The 19,533-nt window shown below is 53.7% G+C and carries 19 protein-coding genes and 2 pseudogenes; 12 read left to right on the forward strand and 9 right to left on the reverse strand.

Features of this window, described 5'->3' with window-relative positions; genetic code table 11:
* Nucleotides 1-356: 356 nt before the first annotated feature.
* From ACL7TT_RS14095 to ACL7TT_RS14120, 6 genes are all read left to right on the forward strand, one after another.
* Nucleotides 357-587 carry a GNAT family N-acetyltransferase gene (locus ACL7TT_RS14095; RefSeq protein ID WP_413396294.1) on the forward strand — a complete coding sequence of 77 codons (231 nt, stop codon included), beginning with the start codon at nt 357-359 and terminating at the stop codon, nt 585-587.
* 12 nt (nt 588-599) lie between these two features.
* Nucleotides 600-848, forward strand: a complete 249-nt coding sequence (locus ACL7TT_RS14100) for a GNAT family N-acetyltransferase (protein WP_413396296.1) — start codon at nt 600-602, stop codon at nt 846-848.
* Nucleotides 849-1,308: 460 nt separating this feature from the next.
* Entirely contained in the window at nt 1,309-2,340 is a 1,032-nt protein-coding gene (locus ACL7TT_RS14105) for an NAD(P)H-dependent glycerol-3-phosphate dehydrogenase (RefSeq protein ID WP_413396297.1), read from the forward strand.
* Nucleotides 2,341-2,353: 13 nt separating this feature from the next.
* Nucleotides 2,354-2,878 (forward strand): DUF4389 domain-containing protein, encoded by a 525-nt coding sequence (locus ACL7TT_RS14110; RefSeq protein WP_299947612.1) that lies wholly within the window; start codon nt 2,354-2,356, stop codon nt 2,876-2,878.
* A gap of 32 nt (nt 2,879-2,910) precedes the next feature.
* Nucleotides 2,911-3,369 carry a SixA phosphatase family protein gene (locus ACL7TT_RS14115; RefSeq protein ID WP_413396298.1) on the forward strand — a complete coding sequence of 153 codons (459 nt, stop codon included), beginning with the start codon at nt 2,911-2,913 and terminating at the stop codon, nt 3,367-3,369.
* A gap of 162 nt (nt 3,370-3,531) precedes the next feature.
* Nucleotides 3,532-4,407, forward strand: coding sequence for an alpha/beta fold hydrolase (locus ACL7TT_RS14120; RefSeq protein ID WP_413396300.1), 876 nt, complete (start codon nt 3,532-3,534; stop codon nt 4,405-4,407).
* Nucleotides 4,408-4,411: 4 nt separating this feature from the next.
* Here the strand turns inward: ACL7TT_RS14120 and ACL7TT_RS14125 are convergent, their stop codons facing one another.
* Entirely contained in the window at nt 4,412-4,756 is a 345-nt protein-coding gene (locus ACL7TT_RS14125; protein WP_413396301.1) for a 5-carboxymethyl-2-hydroxymuconate Delta-isomerase, read from the reverse strand.
* A 53-nt stretch (nt 4,757-4,809) separates the two neighbouring features.
* The gene (gene folE, locus ACL7TT_RS14130) at nt 4,810-5,352 is read right to left on the reverse strand and encodes a GTP cyclohydrolase I FolE (protein WP_413396303.1); all 543 of its coding nucleotides are present in this window, start codon (nt 5,350-5,352) and stop codon (nt 4,810-4,812) included.
* 121 nt (nt 5,353-5,473) lie between these two features.
* Here folE and prmB point away from each other — a divergent pair, with 121 nt between their 5' ends.
* Entirely contained in the window at nt 5,474-6,397 is a 924-nt protein-coding gene (gene prmB / locus ACL7TT_RS14135) for a 50S ribosomal protein L3 N(5)-glutamine methyltransferase (protein ID WP_413396305.1), read from the forward strand.
* A gap of 174 nt (nt 6,398-6,571) precedes the next feature.
* The gene (gene aroC, locus ACL7TT_RS14140) at nt 6,572-7,648 is read left to right on the forward strand and encodes a chorismate synthase (protein ID WP_413396307.1); all 1,077 of its coding nucleotides are present in this window, start codon (nt 6,572-6,574) and stop codon (nt 7,646-7,648) included.
* Between the two features lie 233 nt (nt 7,649-7,881).
* On the opposite strand, the gene ACL7TT_RS14145 is transcribed toward aroC, so the two are convergent.
* The 3 genes from ACL7TT_RS14145 to ACL7TT_RS14155 all read right to left on the reverse strand — a co-directional run bounded on the left by ACL7TT_RS14145 (nt 7,882) and on the right by ACL7TT_RS14155 (nt 11,299).
* Nucleotides 7,882-9,153, reverse strand: a complete 1,272-nt coding sequence (locus ACL7TT_RS14145; RefSeq protein WP_413396367.1) for a sodium ion-translocating decarboxylase subunit beta — start codon at nt 9,151-9,153, stop codon at nt 7,882-7,884.
* Nucleotides 9,154-9,217: 64 nt separating this feature from the next.
* Nucleotides 9,218-11,011: a sodium-extruding oxaloacetate decarboxylase subunit alpha gene (oadA, locus tag ACL7TT_RS14150; RefSeq protein ID WP_413396309.1), complete on the reverse strand. Its 1,794-nt coding sequence runs from the start codon at nt 11,009-11,011 to the stop codon at nt 9,218-9,220.
* A gap of 54 nt (nt 11,012-11,065) precedes the next feature.
* Nucleotides 11,066-11,299 carry an OadG family protein gene (locus ACL7TT_RS14155; RefSeq protein ID WP_299947595.1) on the reverse strand — a complete coding sequence of 78 codons (234 nt, stop codon included), beginning with the start codon at nt 11,297-11,299 and terminating at the stop codon, nt 11,066-11,068.
* A gap of 595 nt (nt 11,300-11,894) precedes the next feature.
* On the opposite strand from ACL7TT_RS14155, the gene ACL7TT_RS14160 reads away from it, so the two are divergent.
* From ACL7TT_RS14160 to ACL7TT_RS14170, 3 genes are all read left to right on the forward strand, one after another.
* Nucleotides 11,895-12,908 carry a tRNA dihydrouridine synthase gene (locus ACL7TT_RS14160; RefSeq protein WP_413396311.1) on the forward strand — a complete coding sequence of 338 codons (1,014 nt, stop codon included), beginning with the start codon at nt 11,895-11,897 and terminating at the stop codon, nt 12,906-12,908.
* A gap of 807 nt (nt 12,909-13,715) precedes the next feature.
* Entirely contained in the window at nt 13,716-14,423 is a 708-nt protein-coding gene (locus tag ACL7TT_RS14165) for an alpha/beta hydrolase family protein (RefSeq protein ID WP_413396369.1), read from the forward strand.
* A gap of 759 nt (nt 14,424-15,182) precedes the next feature.
* Nucleotides 15,183-15,851, forward strand: coding sequence for a flavodoxin family protein (locus ACL7TT_RS14170; RefSeq protein WP_413396313.1), 669 nt, complete (start codon nt 15,183-15,185; stop codon nt 15,849-15,851).
* 48 nt (nt 15,852-15,899) lie between these two features.
* On the opposite strand, the pseudogene ACL7TT_RS20515 reads toward ACL7TT_RS14170, so the two are convergent.
* Nucleotides 15,900-16,144, reverse strand: a pseudogene (locus tag ACL7TT_RS20515) (IS3 family transposase); the annotation flags it as partial.
* 23 nt (nt 16,145-16,167) lie between these two features.
* Nucleotides 16,168-16,488, reverse strand: a complete 321-nt coding sequence (locus ACL7TT_RS20520; protein WP_459564498.1) for a transposase — start codon at nt 16,486-16,488, stop codon at nt 16,168-16,170.
* Between the two features lie 339 nt (nt 16,489-16,827).
* On the opposite strand from ACL7TT_RS20520, the gene ACL7TT_RS14180 reads away from it, so the two are divergent.
* Nucleotides 16,828-17,997, forward strand: a complete 1,170-nt coding sequence (locus ACL7TT_RS14180) for an acyl-CoA desaturase (protein WP_413396315.1) — start codon at nt 16,828-16,830, stop codon at nt 17,995-17,997.
* Nucleotides 17,998-18,400: 403 nt separating this feature from the next.
* Here ACL7TT_RS14180 and ACL7TT_RS14185 read toward each other — a convergent pair.
* A pseudogene (locus ACL7TT_RS14185) lies at nt 18,401-18,705 on the reverse strand (transposase); the annotation flags it as partial.
* 43 nt (nt 18,706-18,748) lie between these two features.
* On the reverse strand, nt 18,749-19,105 hold the full coding sequence (locus ACL7TT_RS14190) for a hypothetical protein (protein ID WP_413396317.1): 357 nt from the start codon (nt 19,103-19,105) through the stop codon (nt 18,749-18,751).
* Nucleotides 19,106-19,533 lie beyond the last annotated feature (428 nt).

Consider the following 19,533-nt stretch of genomic DNA (forward strand, 5'->3'; position numbering starts at 1 on the left):
ACTAGTAAGAACCCAATAAAACGGTGTCTGAGTATTTATATCATAATGAATGATCCCGATTTTTATCGGGTGCTGGTTCTGCATCTGAGTGAGAAAGGTTCAGACCACTAACAGTTTTACCAGCTCAGCTACCAGCCTGGCCGCTCTTCGCGATGCAAAGGGGAGGGTGTTGATTACCATTAAATCCACTGTATTCGGTAAAGAAGCAGGTGTAGCTGGTAATGGCTCAGAATCTGGCATATGCAAAACGTACCAGTGCCGGGTACAATCCCCCCCCCCCAATTTTTTTGGGTTGGATCTTCATACTGCGCACCTCGGTCCAAGGTACAGGCAGGCTGTTTTTTTGAGACAGATAGATGAATATTAGGGAAGCAACGAAGGAAGATTGGGATTTGATATGGCCGATCTTCCATGAAATAGCTAAAGCCGGTGATACTTATGCTTATGAAATGGATGCTACCAAGGCAAAGGCTGAAAAAATCTGGCTGGAAATCCCACGTAAAACTTTTGTCTTTGAAGAAAATAAAAAAATTCTTGGTTCCTATTATCTAAAAACCAACCAGGCAAGTCCAGGCAAGCATGTCTGAAATTGTGGTTATATGGTTTCTTCATTCGCTAGAGGCAGAGGGCTTGCCACCACAATGTGTCGGCATTCGCAAAACATTGCACTAGACCTTGGTTACAAGGCGATGCAATTCAACTTTGTTGCCTCCAGTAACGAGGGCGCTGTTCGCTTATGGTGTAAACTTGGCTTCAACATCGTAGGCCGTCTCCCTAAGGCATTTAACCATCCTATACAAGGATATGTTGATGCCTTGGTATTGTTTAAATGGCTGGCAGATTGCTGAAAACCGAGAAAGTAGCCAGCCATTTTTCCTGATCATCATTTTTATAAAAAACGCGCCTTTAGCTTGTGCCCGGCAGTGTCATGGAGGGCATGCCTGTACAAAGAATTTTGGCGCTGAATACTCTCATGGAGATGGCGGCTGGGGTAAAGGCCCGCCCATGCAGCCCCGGTCGTGCCCTCTGCATGGTTTGGAGTCAGGGCTTGTGCGGGTGCGCTGAATGCATTTGGTTGTTTTTCGTGCAGAAGGGTGCGGGCAGGGGTATTGTACTGTTGAGCGGGGTGGGGCTTGCAGTTACTATCCGAGAAGAGGGTAGAGATTGGGATTTTTGCCTGTAGGCTGATAATATAGCGCACAAATCACTTATTTTTCACTCTAAATCAAATAGTTCCAATTTATCCCAGCGCCATCTGGGCACACCGCTATAATCCCAGGCCCCAGGAAAAGCTTTACCGGTATCATTATGCAAAAGGAAACTTCCAACTCTCGTTCTGTGGTCGTATTGGGCGGCGGCAGTTTCGGGACTGCGATTGCCAATATCGTAGCGGGAAATGGCCACGACACCCGCCAGTGGATGCGGGATGCTACACAGGCGGAAGCCTGCCGGGAGGCCCGTGAAAATAATCAATATTTACCTGGCGTAGCCTTGCATCCAGGGCTTCGTATCAGCAGCGACCTATATGAGGCGGTACAGGGCTGCGATATCGTCTTTATCGCTATCCCCAGCAAGTCTTTTCGTGCAGTGGTGCAGCGCCTGGCGCCGATGTTGAAACCGGGCACCATGTTGATTTCCACCACCAAGGGCATAGAGCATGATCATTTCCACTTGATGAGCGAAATTCTTCGCGAGGAAACTGCCGGGATGCGTATTGGCGTGCTGAGCGGCCCCAATTTCGCCAAGGAAATTGTCGCAGGCCACTACACTGCAACCGTGATTGCCAGCGAGGACGAGGAACTGTGCGGCGATATCCAGGCTGCGCTGCATTCCGAGACGTTTCGTGTCTATTCCAGTCAAGATGTTTTTGGCGTTGAACTGGCCGGGGCCTTGAAAAATATCTATGCGATCATAACCGGCATGGCAGCGGCGCTGGATCGTGGGCAGAACACCATCAGCCTGCTGATCACGCGCTCTCTTGCCGAGATGATGCGTTTTGCCGAAGCCATGGGGGCAGATCCCATGACATTTATCGGTCTTGCCGGTGTTGGGGATCTGATACTCACCTGCTCTTCGAACCTGAGCCGCAATTATCGGGTTGGCTATCTGGTGGGTAAGGGCAAGTCCCTGGATCGCGCTGTCGCGGAAATCGGTCAGGTCGCCGAAGGTGTGAATACCATTCGCCTGATAAAAAAGAAAGCGGAGGAAATGGGCGTCTACATGCCCTTGGTTTCCGCGATTTACGCCATATTATTTGAACAGCGGCCGATTCCGGATGTTATTCGCCATTTAATGTCGGGCGCGCAAACATTTGATGTGGCCTATTCGGCCAAACCCTAACGGAAGCCTCTTTATGAAAAACGATGAACTCAAGCGCAATCTGACCTCTGGCAGCCAATGGGTGCGCCTGCTCTACATGGTGCTGTTTGCCATCTGTCTGGAAATTGCCGGATTTTTATTGCTGGCGGTGGTGGTATTGCAGTTTCTTTTTTCGATTATCAACGGCAGCGCCAATGATAACCTGCGCCGCCTTGGTGATCAGCTTGCCTCCTATGTCTACCAGACAATCCAGTTTTTAATTTACAACACCGAAGAAAAACCCTTCCCGTTTTCCGAGTGGCCGGAGTCCGATGTGGAAGATCTCTCCGGTTATGAGGGTGCCGAAGAAGTTTCCGCGGAGGTGGTTTCCAATAAAGGCAAAGGGGAAACTGCGAAGAAGGCCGGGCAAACAGAAGAAGCTGAGGATGCTATTATCCTTGGGGCCGGCGAGTCTGTAAGGCAATCCAAGTCCGGGCTGGCGAAAGACCGTTCGGACGAGCCCCCGGCTTCCAGTTCCGACAAACCGGGTGAGTCCGGTGAGCGTGCTGATAAAGCCTGACCCTTTGTTTACCCCGGCTTGAGGCAATGCGTATGCAGCTCTTTATCCTGCGCCACGGCAAGGCCGAACCCCTGCTTGGCAACGATGCTGCGCGCGCTTTGACGGAATCTGGGCGCATTCAGGTTGCACAGGTGTGTGAGAAGCGCGCCGAAGAGCTGTCTGCCGTGCGCGCACTCTGGGCAAGCCCCTTTGTGCGCACCCAGCAGACTGCCGGGATTGTTTCTGCACACTTGGGGTTGCCTGTGCTTACCGAGCCTTTGCTGATTGGCGATACCAACCCCCGGGAAGTCCTCGACAGGCTGCAGGAACAGGCCCGGGAAGCCTTTCCCATCCTTATGGTCAGCCACCAGCCCCTGGTGGGCAAGCTGCTCAACGGTCTGTGCGGCAGTGTTGATCAATACCCTTTCGGCACGGCCAGTCTCGCTTGTGTCAGTGCCGAGGTCTGGGCGAACGGCTGTGCTGATCTGGATTGGCTGCAACACGCCGGATAACCACACTCTGATCCCCAAGCGGCAGATTGCCCAGGCCGTGTCCATTCACATTGCACCGAAATCCCTGTCCCGCTGGTGTTAAGAGTCATTGCAGGAGGCCGCGGCCAACTGCACCATTAGTGTCTTTGACAGATGGGAATAGATCCAATGGGATCAGCGGCTATGAAGCACACCGGGTACAGCGAAGTGCATCTTGAGTTCGACAGCAAAGCCATTGCTGCGCGCCAGTGGGGAAGTGTCGAGGGGGAACGGGTATTGGCTCTGCATGGCTGGCTGGATAACTGCGCAAGCTTCGACCGCCTGGCTCCAATGCTGAAGGGGATAAACCTGGTTGCCCTGGATATGGCCGGGCACGGTCGCAGCTATCACCGCTCTTCCGATGCCAATTACAATATCTGGGAGGAGACCGAGGATATTCTGGGTGCTGCCGAAGCCTTGGGTTGGCGCAAGTTCTCGCTGCTCGCGCACTCCCGCGGCGCTATTGCGGGAATGATTGCCGCCGGTGCCTTTCCCGGCCGGGTAAAGCGTCTCGCTCTGATCGATGGTTTGGTGCCGCCTTCAGCAGAGGATGCCCAGGCGCCGGATATCCTCGCCAGGGCCATCGCCCAGCGCGCCCGTTACAGTGTGGTGCGCAAACCGCGGGTTTACCGGACTTTTGCCCAGGCGGTTGAAGCCCGGATGAACGGTATGTTCCCTTTGTCGGCTTGGGCCGCCGGTGTGCTCACCGAGCGGGGCATCCGCCCTGCCGACGGCGGCTTTATCTGGCGCAATGACCCGCGCCTGATGGCGTCCTCCACTGCCAAGCTCAACGGGGCCCAGGTGCGGGCGTTTTTATCCCGTCTCAATATGCCGGTGCGCCTGGTACTGGCGGAAGGGGGGATCGAGGGTATGATCGAGCGGTTACACCCGGTGCTGAAGGGGCATAAAAATATCACAGTGCAGGTGATGCCCGGCAGTCACCACCTGCATATGGAGGCGGGTGCGGAGGGGATTGCAGCGTGGTTTGGGCCTTTCCTGCGCGGCGAGGCCGATTCCTAGCTGCCTAGAAGGGTACCCGTTTCGAGTAGCAGCTGGCATCCATTTCACGCACTTCCACCGAGACGGCGGGGACGCCATCGGCAAACTGGCACAGACAATTGAACACCGCTGAACTGAGTGCCTCCCGCTCCCTGGCGCTGCGCCCCTGCAGCAGGCGAATCTCTGCGTGGATAAAACTATCCCCCTGGTCGCCGGCAATAAACTGGTCGTAGGCCCTGGCGCGGGTCTTGATTGTGTGGGAGGCGAACAGACCGGAGCGGTTCATTGCCTCCTGCGCCGAGCTGACCAGGGCGGCAACGGAAATCCTGTCTTCCAGATTTTTTGCGTACTCTATGATCAGGTGAGGCATAGCGGTTCACTCTGTAAACACGGGTGGCCGGCAACGCTTCCGGGCCGATCCGGTTACTGGCGGATCAGGGAGAGAAATTCGTTGCGTGTGGCCTGGTTGCTGCGGAAGATGCCCAGCATGGCCGAAGTCTTCATCACAGAGTTTTGCTTTTCCACGCCGCGCATCATCATGCACATATGCTGGGCCTCTATGATAACACCAACACCGGCGGCACCGGTGACGCCTTGCAGGGTCTCGGCGATCTCAACGGTGAGCTGCTCCTGAATCTGCAGGCGGCGGGCGAACATATCGACGATGCGCGCTACCTTGGACAGGCCCACAACCTTGCCATTGGGAATATAGGCCACATGGGCACGGCCGATAAACGGCAGCAGGTGGTGCTCACACAGGGAGTAGAGTTCGATATCCTTGACCAGTACCATTTCGCTGCAGTCTGACGGGAAGAGTGCACCGTTGACCACGTTTTCCAGGGTCTGCTTGTAACCGCGGGTCAGGTATGCCATGGCCTTGGCGGCGCGCTCCGGGGTATCTTTGAGTCCGGGGCGTTGCGGATCTTCACCGATTGCTTCAATAATTTGCGCGTAGTGTCTGTTCATGCTGCTCTTTCCAACATCTCGGCCCGAAGGGCGGATGCGCTACCCTAAGCGTTTGCAACCCGAGAGTAAAGATGATCTGCGCGAACCCCGATAAGAGCCACAGCAATTTAGGATAGGTCCCATGATAGAAAGGCGTGAATCCAACCTGCGCGAGTTGACCACAGTACTGGATTATATTCGTTGGGGTGCCAGCCGGTTTCACGAGGCCGGCCTCTGTTTTGGCCACGGTACCGACAATGCCTGGGATGAAGCGGTATTGCTGGTTACCCATGCCCTGTATCTACCGCCCTACAGCAAACCGGAAATACTGCAGGCCCGCCTGACCAGCGAAGAGCGCCGCGAGGTACTCGCCATACTGGAGCGGCGTTTCACCGAGCGGATTCCCGCTGCTTACCTCACCCGTGAGGCCCACTTTTGCGATATGACCTTCTACGTGGACGAGCGGGTGCTGGTGCCCCGTTCGCCCATCGCAGAACTGATACGTCGCGGCTTTGAGCCCTGGCTCAAGGTGGAGCCCCTGGCGATACTGGATTTGTGCTGTGGCAGTGGCTGTATTGGTATCGCCTGCGCCGAGGCCTTTACACAGGCGCGGGTGGACCTCAGCGACATCTCGGCGGGTGCGATTGAGGTGGCACAGATCAATATCAACCGCCACCACCTGAATGAGCGGGTGCGCGCCCTGCAATCGGACCTCTTTGACAACCTGCAAGGTTTCAGCTACGAGCTGATTGTCTGCAATCCACCCTATGTGAGCGCAGGGGACCTGGCCGAAATGCCCGATGAATTCCGGCTAGAGCCGGAAATCGCCCTGGGTTCGGGGGAGGATGGCCTGGATTTCACGCGCCGCCTGTTGTACCAGGCTGCCACCCATCTGCAACCGGAGGGACTGCTGGTCTGCGAGGTGGGCGACAGTTGGGAAGCGCTTGAGCAGGCGTTCCCGGAGGTGCCGTTTATGTGGCCGGAATTCGAGGACGGCGGGCACGGAGTGTTTGTGATCAGCCGTGAGGAGCTGCTCGCCTACCAGCCCCTCTTTGAGAAAGAGTAATTGTTTTTGTCAATCCGGTGAAATGGGCAGCCGGGTTACTCCTCGGAAATGAGTGTGGGAAGTGTCTGTGCTTTTTGCCGGGCACCGCTCGCACGGGTGGGGAACGCTCTATAATGTGCGGCTTTCTTTGGAGCCAACCCCAATTCAACCAATAACGAGCTGGAAAAGTCGCTTATGTCGGGCAATACCTTTGGCAAACTGTTCAGTGTTACCACTTTTGGCGAAAGTCACGGCCCCGCTCTGGGCTGTATCGTCGATGGCTGCCCACCGGGGCTGGAGATCCATGCAGAGGACATCCAGCGGGAGCTGGATCGCCGCAGGCCCGGCACCTCCCGCTATACCACCCAGCGCCGTGAACCGGATCGGGTGCAGATACTCTCCGGCGTGTTCGAGGGAAAAACCACCGGTACACCCATCGGTCTTGTGATTGAAAACACCGACCAGCGCTCAAAGGATTACAGCAGTATTGCCGAACAGGTGCGCCCGGCCCATGCCGACTATACCTACTGGCAGAAGTATGGTGTGCGCGACTATCGCGGCGGTGGCCGCTCCTCTGCGCGGGAGACCGCCATGCGCGTTGCCGCCGGCGCGATTGCGAAGAAATGGCTGAAACAGAAATACGGCATTCTGGTGCGCGGTTACCTGTCCCAATTGGGGCCCATTCAGGTGCAAAAGCTGGATTGGGATCAGGTTGAGCAAAACCCGTTTTTCTGCCCGGATGCAGACCGCGTAGCGGAGATGGAGCACTACATGCAGGCCCTGATCAAAGAGGGCAACTCCATAGGTGCGCGTATTTCTATTCACGCCAGCGGTGTACCCGCGGGTCTGGGCGAGCCGGTATTTGACCGCCTGGATGCGGATCTGGCCCGTGGCCTGATGAGTATCAATGCGGTGAAAGGGGTGGAAATCGGTGCGGGTTTTGCCAGTGTGGAGCAAAAGGGTACCGAGCATCGGGATGAAATCACCCCTGAGGATGGATTCCTGTCAAACAATGCCGGCGGCATTCTGGGGGGCATTTCCAGTGGCCAGGATATTGTTGCCCATATCGCCCTGAAACCCACCTCCAGCCTGCGGATTCCAGGCCGCAGCATTGACCGTTCCGGCAACGCCATCGAAGTGGTGACAAAAGGGCGCCACGATCCCTGCGTGGGTATTCGTGCAACCCCGATTGCCGAAGCGATGATGGCCCTGGTGCTGATGGACCACGCCCTGCGCCAGCGGGGCCAGAATGGGGATGTGGTGCCGGGTTAGTCCGGGAAGCGGATTTTGTGATCCGCCACCCCGCGAGAGACAAAAAAATTATCGGGGGCAGTGCTGTTTATCTGCGCATTGCAAGCCGCGTGCTATTTAAGAATCGCCAATCCATCCCGTGAGCAGGCTCACCCGGCAACCGCACTGGTCGTCGGGTTGGTAGGGTTCTGATTGGAAAAAGGGCGCGGGGCGGGTGGTTTCAAGTGGAGGCCAAACCGTCAATCGCCGGGTAGTCAGCCACCGGCCATACTCCGCACCATACTGATCATCACCCCGGCGGCAACGGCAGAGCCAATTACACCGGCCACATTCGGACCCATGGCGTGCATCAACAGGAAGTTGTGGGGGTTGGCTTCCAGGCCCACCTTGTTGGATACCCGCGCAGCCATAGGCACAGCGGATACACCGGCGGAACCGATCAGCGGGTTGACCTTGTGTTTGCTGAACAGGTTAAGGAGCTTGGCCATCAGCACGCCGGCGGCGGTGCCGATGGCGAAAGCCACAATACCCAGGGTGAGGATACCAAGGGTTTTTGGGTCCAGGAACTTGTCCGCGACGAGCTTGGAGCCCACAGACAGCCCGAGGAAAATGGTGGTGATATTGATCAACGCATTCTGGGCGGTGTCGGAAAGTCGTGCCACCACGCCGCATTCGCGCATCAGATTGCCGAAACAGAACATCCCAAGGAGCGGGGCGGCGGCCGGCAGGAACAGGGCTACCAGGATCAGCAACAACAGCGGGAAGGTGATTTTCTCCCGTTTGCTCACATGGCGTAGCTGTACCATTTCGATTTTTCGCTCCCGCTCGGTCGTGAGGGCGCGCATAATCGGCGGCTGGATCATAGGCACCAGCGCCATATAGGAGTAAGCCGCAACCGCGATGGCCCCGAGTAGGTCGGGTGCTAGCAGGCTGGAGACATAAATCGCTGTGGGGCCATCGGCGCCGCCGATGATACCAATCGCCGCGGCATCGGCGATGCTGAAATCCATAATGCCGGCCACAGATAAACCAACGGCACCCAACACCGTAGCGAAGATGCCAAACTGCGCTGCGGCGCCCAGAAACAAAGTGCGCGGATTGGCCAGCAGTGGACCGAAGTCTGTCATGGCACCGACCCCCATAAAGATCACCAGGGGCGCGACTGCGGAGGCTATAGCCACAGAGTAGAAGTTGTACAGCATGCCGTTGCTGAAGCCGGCATCCCGGGCAAACTCCGTTGCCTGTACCTGCAAAGCAGCTGGTGCTCTGGCCAGAGCCTCTTTCAGGGCACCGAGACCGCTGTTGCTATCCAGGCCTAAAATCTGCGCCATTTGTGTTAATACTGTGGTATCTCCCTGGGCCAGCGCGGTTTCCGCCGCGGAAAGTGCCAGGTCCGCGCCGGGAATATTTGCCAGTATCCCGCCAAAGCCAATGGGGACCAGCAGCAGCGGTTCAAACTGCTTGCGAATGGCCAAGAACAGCAGAACCAGCCCCGCAAGAATCATGGTGAATTGGCCCGGCGTCATTTGAGAGAGGCCGGATGATTGCCAAAGAGTAATGAAGTTATTCACTTGTGACTCCTACCTCCCGCTAAGCGATGGCTAGCAGGACATCACCCACCGCCACGGCATCGCCCTCTTTCACCGTCACACTGGAGACGCTGCCGCTGCGCGGCGCACTGACGATGGTTTCCATTTTCATGGCTTCCAGCACCACAATGGCCTGGCCCGCACTGACCTGATCTCCGGGCTGCACCATGACCTTGAAAATATTGCCCGCAAGCGGTGCATTGACCGGCTCCCCACTGCCACTGCCACTGGCGCTATGCACTGCACTGGTGTTTGTCGCGGTTGCCGGGGTGGCAGCGGACACACTGGTGAGGTCACCGCCATCGGATACGGTCACGGTGTATCTCTGCCCTTCCACCGACACCGTGTAGACCGCCTCGCCCTGATCATTTTTGATGGCATCGTTCCCGTGGCTGTTGGGCACAGGTTCAAAAGCGGCGGCATTACCGCGGTTTTTCAGGAACTTCAGACCGATTTGCGGGAAGAGTGCGTAGGTGAGCACATCGTCAATCTCACCTTCGCCGTCGGTAAGCGCAAGATCCTCCTCACCGGCTTTTTCCTGCAGCGCCAGGGTCAGTTTATCCAGTTCTGGTGCGATCAGGTCAGCGGGGCGGCAGGTCACAGGTACCTCTCCGTCCAGCACCCGCATCTGCAGTTCCTGATTCACCTCGGCGGGTGTCGCGCCATATTCCCCCTTCAAAACAGCGGCAGTTTCTTTGGCAATCGACTGGTAACGGCTGCCGGTCAGTACATTCAGCACGGCCTGGGTACCCACAATTTGTGATGTGGGGGTAACCAGGGGGATATATCCCAGATCCTGGCGCACGCGGGGGATTTCTTCGAGGACCTCGTCGAGGCGATCACCGGCGCCCTGTTCGCGCAGTTGGTTTTCCATATTGGTGAGCATGCCTCCGGGCACCTGGGCCACAAGAATCCGTGAGTCCACACCTTTTAGGGAGCCCTCGAACTTGGCGTACTTTTTGCGCACCTCGCGGAAGTAAGCGGCGATCTCTTCCAGCAGGCCGATATCCAGGCCGGTGTCCCGCTCGGTGCCTTCCAGAATGGCCACTAATGTCTCGGTGGGGCTGTGGCCGTAGGTCATGGACATGGAGCTGATGGCCGTATCCACATTGTCGATGCCCGCCTCGATACATTTGAGTGCAGTGGCAGTGGAGAGACCCGTGGTGGCATGGCACTGCATATGGATGGGGATGTTCACAGCCGCCTTCAGGCGCTTCACCAACTCATAACCCTCATAGGGCCGCAGCAGCCCGGCCATATCCTTGATTGCGATGGAGTCCGCGCCCATATCCTCGATCCGGCGGCCCAGATCCACCCAAAGGTCCATGGTGTGGACCGGGCTAACGGTGAAAGAAATAGTGCCCTGGGCGTGCTTTCCGTGCTTTTTGACCGATGCCAGTGCCGTTCTCAGATTGCGCATATCGTTCATGGCATCGAATACACGGAACACATCCACCCCGTTTTTTGCCGCGCGCTCGACAAACTTTTCCACCACGTCATCGGCGTAGTGGCGGTAGCCCAAAATATTCTGTCCGCGGAACAGCATCTGTTGCGGGGTATTGGGCATGGCTTTTTTCAGTTCGCGGATGCGTTCCCAGGGATCCTCGCCGAGATAGCGGATACAGGCATCAAAAGTGGCACCGCCCCAGGACTCCAGTGACCAGAATCCCACCTTGTCGAGTTTTCCCGCGATGGGGAGCATATCGTCCAGGCGCAAGCGGGTTGCGAACAGTGACTGGTGGGCATCGCGCAGGACTACGTCGGTAATCCCCAATGGCTTTTTAACCTCAGTCATGGGCTTTCTCTCTCGGCAGAAATATTTGGATGGTGAACAAAAAAAGAAGGGCGGCTAGCGGTTTTTGCGGTGCTGATCAATTGCCGCCTTGATAATGGCGTGTAAGCGTGCCCTGTCTCCCGCGCCGGTATAGGGTGGTGCAGTGGCCGGTTTGGCCTCGGGAAAGTAATGCCTGATTATACGGGACATAATACCGGTTCCAATAACCAGCAACAGCAGGAACGTAAAAACAACACCCATCCCGAACAGCGTCATGTCCAGTCCCTGTTGAAAAAGTGTCTCTTGCACAGTTATCCCCTAAGCCAGTGGGTTATGAAATTTGTTTTTGCCGATTGTGTTGTTTGGGCGCGATTAAGGCTTCTTGATGAAAAGCCAGCCCTCGGGTTTACCCTGGTCTTTGACGGGCTCGTCAATGGGCAATGGCATTCGCGTACAAACAGCACTTTTTGGTCTCCGCCCATCAGCAGCCCCATCGCCAGGTGTGTAAGCTCGGGTATCGACATTGTGGGCCCCGGAATCAGACAGGGGCCAGTGAGGCCACCCCTTCTTCTGACCACTACGTCACTTTACCGCATATCCGTGGGTCTCTCCCCCTTCCAAAGTTACCGGGCCACAAAAGCCTGGCGGATGTGGAGCCGCTACTTGTTGCAGAATAAAATGGCGTCGGCAATTTCCTATTATCAGTACAAGTTGCTTTTAAAATCAATCGGTTATTGGTTTCATTGGCAACAATGCAGCCTGTTTTAATCCATCCGCACTTGCTTCAGAGTCTGTCTTTTGAGCATTCTTTGAACATCCCTGGAATGACTATGCCTACAGTGGTAAAGCACCCGCTGATAGAATATGCGCCAGTTATCTCCGTGTGTTTTCCAGATCCAGTTGTATGACCAGTAAGACAGCCCTGCCTCGACCGAAAATCTACCAGGCGCCAATGGAAGGTGTCATTGATCACCATGTGCGCAAACTGCTCTGCGGAATCGGTGGGATTGATCTTTGTGTAACGGAATTTGTGCGCGTAACCAATACGAGGCTGCCCCGTCGCGTGTTTACCCGGCTGTGCCCGGAGCTTTTGCATGGCGCTGCCACGGCGGGCGGCACTCCGGTACGCCTGCAACTGTTGGGAGGCAACCCGGAAGCCATGGCGGCCAATGCCCACAAGGCGGTTGAAGTGGGGGCGAGCGCCATCGACCTGAATTTTGGCTGCCCGGCCAAATCCGTCAACAATAGTGATGGTGGCGCCTGTCTGTTGCAAAGCCCGCACAGACTGGAAGCCATTGTCGGTGCAGTGCGCCGGGCTGTTCCACAGGCTATCCCTGTCACAGCCAAGATCCGCCTGGGTTACAACGACAGGTCCACTTATCTGGATAACGCCCTCGCCGCCGCTGCCGGAGGTGCCAGTGAGCTGGCAGTACACGCCCGCGCCAAGGTGGATGGCTACAAGCCGCCAGCCTACTGGGCGTGTATCGGGGAAATCAGGCAGAGACTGGACATTCCCGTTATTGCCAATGGCGACATCTGGACACTGGAGGCGTTCAAGCGTTGCCGCGCAGTGACCGGTTGCGAGGCCTTTATGTTCGGACGCAGCCTGCTCGCACGCCCGGATCTGGGTCTGCAGATCAAGGCTTTCTGTGCCGGTGAGAACTACCGTCCTATGGGTTGGCAACAGGTTGTTGCCCTTTTGTGGGACTATTATCAGACCACCAGGGAAATATATCCCTCCAAATATCTGGGCAACCGTATCAAGCAGTGGCTCGCCTACCTCAAGCTGGCCTTTCCCGAAGCCCGGATTTTTTTTGAAAAACTGAAACGCCTGCGCATGGCAGAAGCCATTGAAACGGTATTTATTCGGGAATTACAGAGTCGGCAAAGAGCGCTTGAAGAAATAGACGTGCTGTGAGCCACGGAAGTTACGTCGCTGGAAAGTTTTTTGCTCTTTAATTATCGGGTAAAGAACGCCCTGAAATGCATAAAAGGCCGGGTGATTCTATTGATATCCATGTTTTCTGCCGGTTTACTACCGGGTCGGAAGGAAAGCATACCCCTCTTCCAGAACGGGCTGTGAATACATCCCTGTATGCTCGCAATCGGCATCCATGCCACACGATCTCTAGCATCAGCGCAGCGGCGGCGCGGAGGAGGGCACCCGCTTAGGCTATCAAGTGGGACTGGGCAACGATTCCCCACGCATGCACGCAAGGACCGGATCGCTGCGCTGAACCGGAATCTCGCTACCGCCAACTGCAAGAGCGCCAATCTGAACAAACCCGATCAACAGCGCTACAGGGAGAAAGTCGATGTGGCCTGTAAGGCGGTGCTGGAACAGGAGGTAGTGGAGCGGGCGTGGGCGAAGAGTGTCAGGGATGGCAGGCAATGTAATTGCTGTGCGGTTCTGCCGGTCAGGACATGCTAGCGCTGACCCCTGTCGGTCGGTATTACTCCAGTCTAAACTTGCGGGTGCAATTTCAATCACCTTCACATAGGGGCTGTTGAAATTACCGCCAACTCAGACCAAGGTCGAATACCTTCGAGAATAATGCGCTGTTAACTTTTATCGTGGGTTGGATAACTTGTGCGCAATTTTGTTACAAAAGAAATAATAAAAAATCCTCAATTGGACGACTTGGGGTCTTTATTATCAACGCACTTCCTTTTGTGGAAGAAGCAATCACGGCCCACCCCGTCAAATATTACGAGGAAGATCAACATGTACTCCTATGTTCACTGCTTAACCGGGGCGCTATGCTTGCTGTTTACCGCCTTCTGCACGCCCGGTGTTTTCGCTCAATGTGTAGATAATGTTGTACTTGTCCATGGTAACATTGGGCACCCAACGGATTGGGATAGTACTTATCAAAGATTGCTTGACGAAGGCTACACATCAAACCAGATTTTTCGCCCTAGTTGGGGCTCCAAGATCTGTCCAGCATGCAATAATCACAGCGGCTCTGAAGAGGTGCCTGTGCTCAATGCTATTAATACGGCGATCAACAGTTCTTGCACCGGCAAGATAGATGTCATCGGCCACTCCATGGGGGTGACTCTGGCAGCCAAAGCCATCATTAGTGAAGGCCGTGCTGATAAAGTGGATGCCTTTATCGGCATCGCCGGAGCTTACAGAGGGCTCTGGTCCTGCGGAAGATATCCGTTCAACGTTACCACCAGTACCTGTGGCCAGGATGGCCTGTCGGTTTCTAGTCCCTTTCTGGACTGGCTCTATGGCAAAGAAATTGCCAGTCGCGTTTACTCAATAAAGAGTTACACAGATCAAGTCGTCTGTGGCACTGGTGTCTGTACAGTGGGTGGCGTGCATTCGAGTCGTATTGAGGGCGAGATAGAGAGCTTTACCTTTACCTACGGACACTTCGGTCTGCAAAAATTTACCGTCAGCAAGCAGTATGCATTGCTCCACTGAACCGAAGCGCTAAGCTAAGTAGAAGACTCAAAATTTTACAGGGAAGACGCGGTAAGAAAGTTAACGTCTTACTATATATATAGAAGGGTAAACAAGCAACCTTCCTTAAGTTCCTCTGTTTACCCTCTGAAGGATGCCCAAAACGCTGGTGTGTCGGGTAAATCCCGAGGGCTAATTTTACCTATCTCGTTATCTTCTAAACGGTTCGGCTACTTGGTGATCAAAGTAGTCGCTCGGTGCTATGGTCGTAACGTGTTGCGGTCAAGATGGTCCAGTTTCGGTGGTATTCACCATGAGCCACTGATTCAATTCGCATGAATCTGGTGATATTAATCAATACCAAGGGCTGCATTGCCAAATCTGGCCTATGCCTGGACGTTTACACCGGCGATTCTTCGTCTGACCTCTGATCTGAATATTGTGCGCATAGTGCTTTGTTCTGCGCGTATGAGGCTGATAGAGGAGCCCGAAACAGAGACAGAGCGCTGTAGCGGCAGACAGTCAAGGGCCTAGAGGCTACTGGTCCGTGAATGACGGCTACATCCTGGTAAGAGAGAGAATGGTCCGGATCAATGGCTACTCCATCTGGTGGATTTCCCGAATTCAAGGAAAAGGGGGGGGTGAGAGAAAAAATGTGGTAGGGGCATAATTAATTGCTACATTATATTGTAGCTGATTAAATGCCTAAATATGTCGGATGATGCAAATAAATCAAAGGCTGGGCGTTAGGTGACTTTGATTTAACTCTGGGAGAAACTGATGAAACTCAAGGCGCTATTTTTGAACTGTACGCTCAAAAAGTCCCCGAAAACTTCCAATACCGAGGCCCTCATCGACAAGGTTGCAGCACTGATGGCTCCAATGGGTGTCGAGTGTGAGATCGTTCGTTTAGTCGACTACAAAATCAAATATGGTGTTGAATCCGATATGGGAGATGGGGATGAATGGCCGAAGATTTACGATAAGATCAAGCAGGCCGATATCCTTGTGCCGTCGATGCCGATATGGATGGGGGTCAGGGCATCACCTTGTCAGCTAATGTGCGAACGCCTGGATGGCTCATATCGGGATCTTGATCCAAAAACCGGCCAATACCCATTATATGGCAAGGTGGTGGGTGTGATCGTTACAGGGAATGAGGATGGTGCGCATGATTGCTGCGCGACAACCCTGTATAACTTTACCCATTACGGGTGTACTGTTCCGCCAAATGCCGACTGCTATTGGGTTGGTGATGCTGGGCCGGGGCCAAGTTACATCGAACAGGGACAGGGTCATCTCTATACAAATCGCACAGCCCGCTTCCTCGCAAGCAGCACTGTGTGGATGGCAAAAATGCTCAGGGAACATGGCCCGATTGAAACCAATTTGATAAAACTTACTGAAGAGGCACAAAAAGTCAGTACCGACACAGCCCCGGCAGGCTGATGGTGGAATCGAAGGGATGTCTGAAGTAGTCAAGTCTGAACTAATCCAGTTAAACCAGTCGACCCAGGTCAAGGTTGCGCGTTCAACCTCATCCAGCCCTTTCCATGGGCCTGTTCTGTGAATGATCCACCTTGAGGTTTCTGCCAGTGCGTTGTCGTAGGAGTCGCCGACGCCTGGAAGCCCGCTTCATTAAGCCGTTCAGTGTATCGAATCGACAGGTACTGACTACCTCGATCACTGTGATGGATAACACTGCGGGCCTTGCCTCGTGCCCACTCCAGAGCATCAAGCACGATGTCGGTAATGAATAACACCCTTACTTCAGTTTGCGGTCGGGTTTCGCCTGGGCGAAAAAAGCGGCAGCCTTGCGCAAGATCTTGTTAGCGCGCTTCAGCTCGCGGGCTTCGCGCTCTAACTCTTTGAGGCGGGCTGCATCACCACTGGTGGTGCCGAGCTTAGTGCCGTTGTCGACTTCCTTCTTGTTGGTCCATGACCGTAGAGTCTCAGGCGCGCAGCCGATTTTTGAGGCGATAACTCTAATCACTGCCCAGCGTGATTGATGCTCGTGCCTGCCAGTCAATACCATGCGAACTGCGTGTTCCCGTACTTCCGGGGAGTATCCTGGTCGTTTGCTCACTGGCTAATTCTCTCAAGAAAGCTGGCCTCCGAGAAATCCGGGGGGGAATCACTTTGGAAAAACAAGTAGGTCAATTCTGCTAGTCAGTATGGAGCTGGTGCCACCCGCCCTCCCTACTGGCGGAGAAATCTATCTGATTAATATGTGGTCAATATCACCCCCTTTACCCACTTGAAATTCAAAAAAACCGCCCATAAAAATGACAGCATCTACCTTCTTTCGCTTCATAACCTGCACTATTAACACCACTACGCCCTTTACAGCTGGGAGGCGCTATGAATTTAAGCTAGTATCGAGACATTCGTCTCACCCACCGACACAACGAAGGCAATGGCCAGTATGAACAAGGCAAATGAGAAACCACCCATTTTATGGCTCCAGACCCTGATTTTTAGCATTACACTGCTAATCGCTCTAATCGCCGTCCCGTGGTATGCCTTTACCCATGGCTATAGCCTGGCCATCGTGATCTGTGCATTGTTATTCTGGATTTCCAACGGCATATCGATTACCGCCGGCTACCACCGCCTCTGGTCACACCATACCTATAAAGCCCACCCACTATTAAAAATCCTACTGGCCCTGTTTGGTGCTGCCGCCACCCAGAACAGTATTCTAGTGTGGGCCTCAGGTCACCGCCGCCACCATCGTTACGTCGATGACAATGAACGCGATCCCTACTCAGCTAAAAAAGGCTTTTGGTTTTCTCACATCGGCTGGATGCTGAGACACTATGACAGCGGCAAAGACAACTTTGACAACGCCAAAGACTTACAGCGCGACAAGATTGTTATGTGGCAACACCGTCACTATTTGGCCATCACGCTGGCGATGAATTTTATACCACCATTATTAGTAGGCATTGCCGCCGGCGACATCATCGGCAGCCTTTTGTTAGTCGGTGTCTTGCGCCTAGTGATCAGTCATCACACGACCTTTTTAATTAACTCTTTGGCCCATATTTGGGGTAAGCGTCCCTATACCGAAAGTAATACTGCTAGAGACAACGGCTTTATCGCCTTGTTAACCTATGGCGAGGGCTACCACAATTACCACCACTTGTTTCAGTACGATTATCGCAATGGTGTGCGCTGGTGGCAGTTTGACCCTACCAAATGGTTGATTAAAAGCGCCAGCTGGGTGGGTCTGACAAAGGATTTAAAGCGAGCACCCAGTTTTAAAATCCACAAAGCCGTGCTGGATATGAAATTTAAAAAAGCCAAGGCAAAACTAGCCTCCACCTCAAAAACGGAAGCATCGTCACAGCTAGAGTGGTCAAAAATCCTGGAGCAGGAATACCAGCAATTTTCCAACATCCTCAATGAGTGGAACCAGTTACGCCAAAAGTGGTATGAACAGAAGCGTGACAAACTCAACGAAGCAACCCATGCTCTGCAAGAAAAGTGGCACTCCACCGCCCTGCACACCCGCTTTAAGGAATTAAAATATGCCTTGAAAATGCAAACCAGACGTTTGGATCTTTTGACTCAACAATTTTCCGCCGCTTAATGTCATTATACAGAACGGTAGTAAAAAACTCCGTTTAAGGGCAGGTGCGCGAGTCACTAACAAGTGGAATTAATTAATACAACGTGTTATCACGGCGCACCTGAAATACGAAGCCAGAAAAATTAGCGCAAAAGAGCAACATATTATACGAAAAATCGCCGTTCAGCGCGTATTTAATGGGGAGTCAATTGCAGAAGTTACCTGGAGCTTGGGGTTGGCAGTAAGCATTCTCCCCCCCGAAGAGAAAGAAAGTCAAACACTGGGTTTTTGGTGGAGGTTCGAGGCAGTAGCGTTTTGATTTTGTGCTGTGGAATTGCCAGATTGTGCCAGATCTGACTCGAAAGAAGTTGGAAATTACACTTAGCTTGACTATGGGGTGTTCCCGTTTCACATGGTCAGCGATTAGGAAGACACAAGCCATAGCTATTGTGCTTTGACAGCGCCCCTTGAGTTTTCGAAACGTGAGGCAATCGCGTGGTAGTGTTTCAATTGTGCAACAGCATTCTCTAACAGATGCCGATTTCTGAGGAGCCCCCTATCCAAATCCGCGCCGGCTTCCACGGAATTGCTTCTTCAAGGAATCACTGCCTTGGTACCCTGTTGCGCAATTTGTTTTCGCAGACTCTCGTTATCATAACCTTTGTCCGTGACAATTGTTTTCGCACCCTCAATCATGGCGATCAAGCTTGGAGCTTGCGTGCAGGAGCTGGCGGTGTATAGCCTCAACGGCTGTGAAGAACATGTAAACTGTTCAGGCTCCGTTAAGCAAAATCAGTAGCATCATAGTGGTGTAAAACAGCTCGGCGCCAATATTGATCCAGCGACTTTCGGTGGGGAGAGTAGCGCGAGTGAAAGAAAAATCATAAGCCTGGGAACGGCCACCAAGATAGCGGGGTCGAATAGCAATTCCTGCTTTACTGCGCTCAGTGTCATCTCTCCTCAGCATATTCTGCATTTTTCCCGGAACGTTGAGTTCAAGGTAATCGTCGTATATGTAGCAGAACATAACGCTTGTCCAAAGCGCAGAGAGTTTAATCCTTGTAAGGATTTTTATATCTTTCAGTATTGTTTTTTCATAGCTACCTCTGCTTATCTCTTTCGCCGACAAGCGTCACTGGTTGTGATTTTTTGAACCGGGGTACCTCGGGTCGACAGTGTCGTTTTTTCCTGCCTGCGAACAGCAACAATGAGAGGCCAATAGAAACTAGTTGCAGCACTATGCGCCCCGTTTTTTAATTATTGGCGAAAATCAATCTGGCGTAAACTGGAAAAGATCACTTTCTGGTTTAACTGCATCACTATCGCGCTGGGCGGCCAGCATTGCTGAGCAGGCTTCGGACTCAATATTTCATTCGGTTGTTACTGTGATAGTAACGATTTCCCACAGCTGAAGCACTGACTAAGTTTGAAAGTTAATTGTTGAATATCGTTGTTCAGGACAACCATCCTTTCCATGGTTTGACTTCAAACTATATTGTATCTCTGCCACTTAAAATTAATGCAGTGAGCACGATGCGCACTATTATGCTGGGTGCG

It is taken from the genome of Microbulbifer jejuensis, assembly GCF_047289955.1.
GTDB lineage: Bacteria > Pseudomonadota > Gammaproteobacteria > Pseudomonadales > Cellvibrionaceae > Microbulbifer.

Bases quoted from the DNA above. Each gene is read 5' to 3' on its own strand.
- ACL7TT_RS14095 (WP_413396294.1), top strand. From the start codon at position 357: ATGAATATTAGGGAAGCAACGAAGGAAGATTGGGATTTGATATGGCCG.
- ACL7TT_RS14100 (WP_413396296.1), top strand. From the start codon at position 600: ATGGTTTCTTCATTCGCTAGAGGCAGAGGGCTTGCCACCACAATGTGT.
- ACL7TT_RS14105 (WP_413396297.1), top strand. From the start codon at position 1,309: ATGCAAAAGGAAACTTCCAACTCTCGTTCTGTGGTCGTATTGGGCGGC.
- ACL7TT_RS14110 (WP_299947612.1), top strand. From the start codon at position 2,354: ATGAAAAACGATGAACTCAAGCGCAATCTGACCTCTGGCAGCCAATGG.
- ACL7TT_RS14115 (WP_413396298.1), top strand. From the start codon at position 2,911: ATGCAGCTCTTTATCCTGCGCCACGGCAAGGCCGAACCCCTGCTTGGC.
- ACL7TT_RS14120 (WP_413396300.1), top strand. From the start codon at position 3,532: ATGAAGCACACCGGGTACAGCGAAGTGCATCTTGAGTTCGACAGCAAA.
- ACL7TT_RS14125 (WP_413396301.1), bottom strand. From the start codon at position 4,756: ATGCCTCACCTGATCATAGAGTACGCAAAAAATCTGGAAGACAGGATT.
- folE (WP_413396303.1), bottom strand. From the start codon at position 5,352: ATGAACAGACACTACGCGCAAATTATTGAAGCAATCGGTGAAGATCCG.
- prmB (WP_413396305.1), top strand. From the start codon at position 5,474: ATGATAGAAAGGCGTGAATCCAACCTGCGCGAGTTGACCACAGTACTG.
- aroC (WP_413396307.1), top strand. From the start codon at position 6,572: ATGTCGGGCAATACCTTTGGCAAACTGTTCAGTGTTACCACTTTTGGC.
- ACL7TT_RS14145 (WP_413396367.1), bottom strand. From the start codon at position 9,153: ATGACGCCGGGCCAATTCACCATGATTCTTGCGGGGCTGGTTCTGCTG.
- oadA (WP_413396309.1), bottom strand. From the start codon at position 11,011: ATGACTGAGGTTAAAAAGCCATTGGGGATTACCGACGTAGTCCTGCGC.
- ACL7TT_RS14160 (WP_413396311.1), top strand. From the start codon at position 11,895: ATGACCAGTAAGACAGCCCTGCCTCGACCGAAAATCTACCAGGCGCCA.
- ACL7TT_RS14165 (WP_413396369.1), top strand. From the start codon at position 13,716: ATGTACTCCTATGTTCACTGCTTAACCGGGGCGCTATGCTTGCTGTTT.
- ACL7TT_RS14170 (WP_413396313.1), top strand. From the start codon at position 15,183: ATGAAACTCAAGGCGCTATTTTTGAACTGTACGCTCAAAAAGTCCCCG.
- ACL7TT_RS14180 (WP_413396315.1), top strand. From the start codon at position 16,828: ATGAACAAGGCAAATGAGAAACCACCCATTTTATGGCTCCAGACCCTG.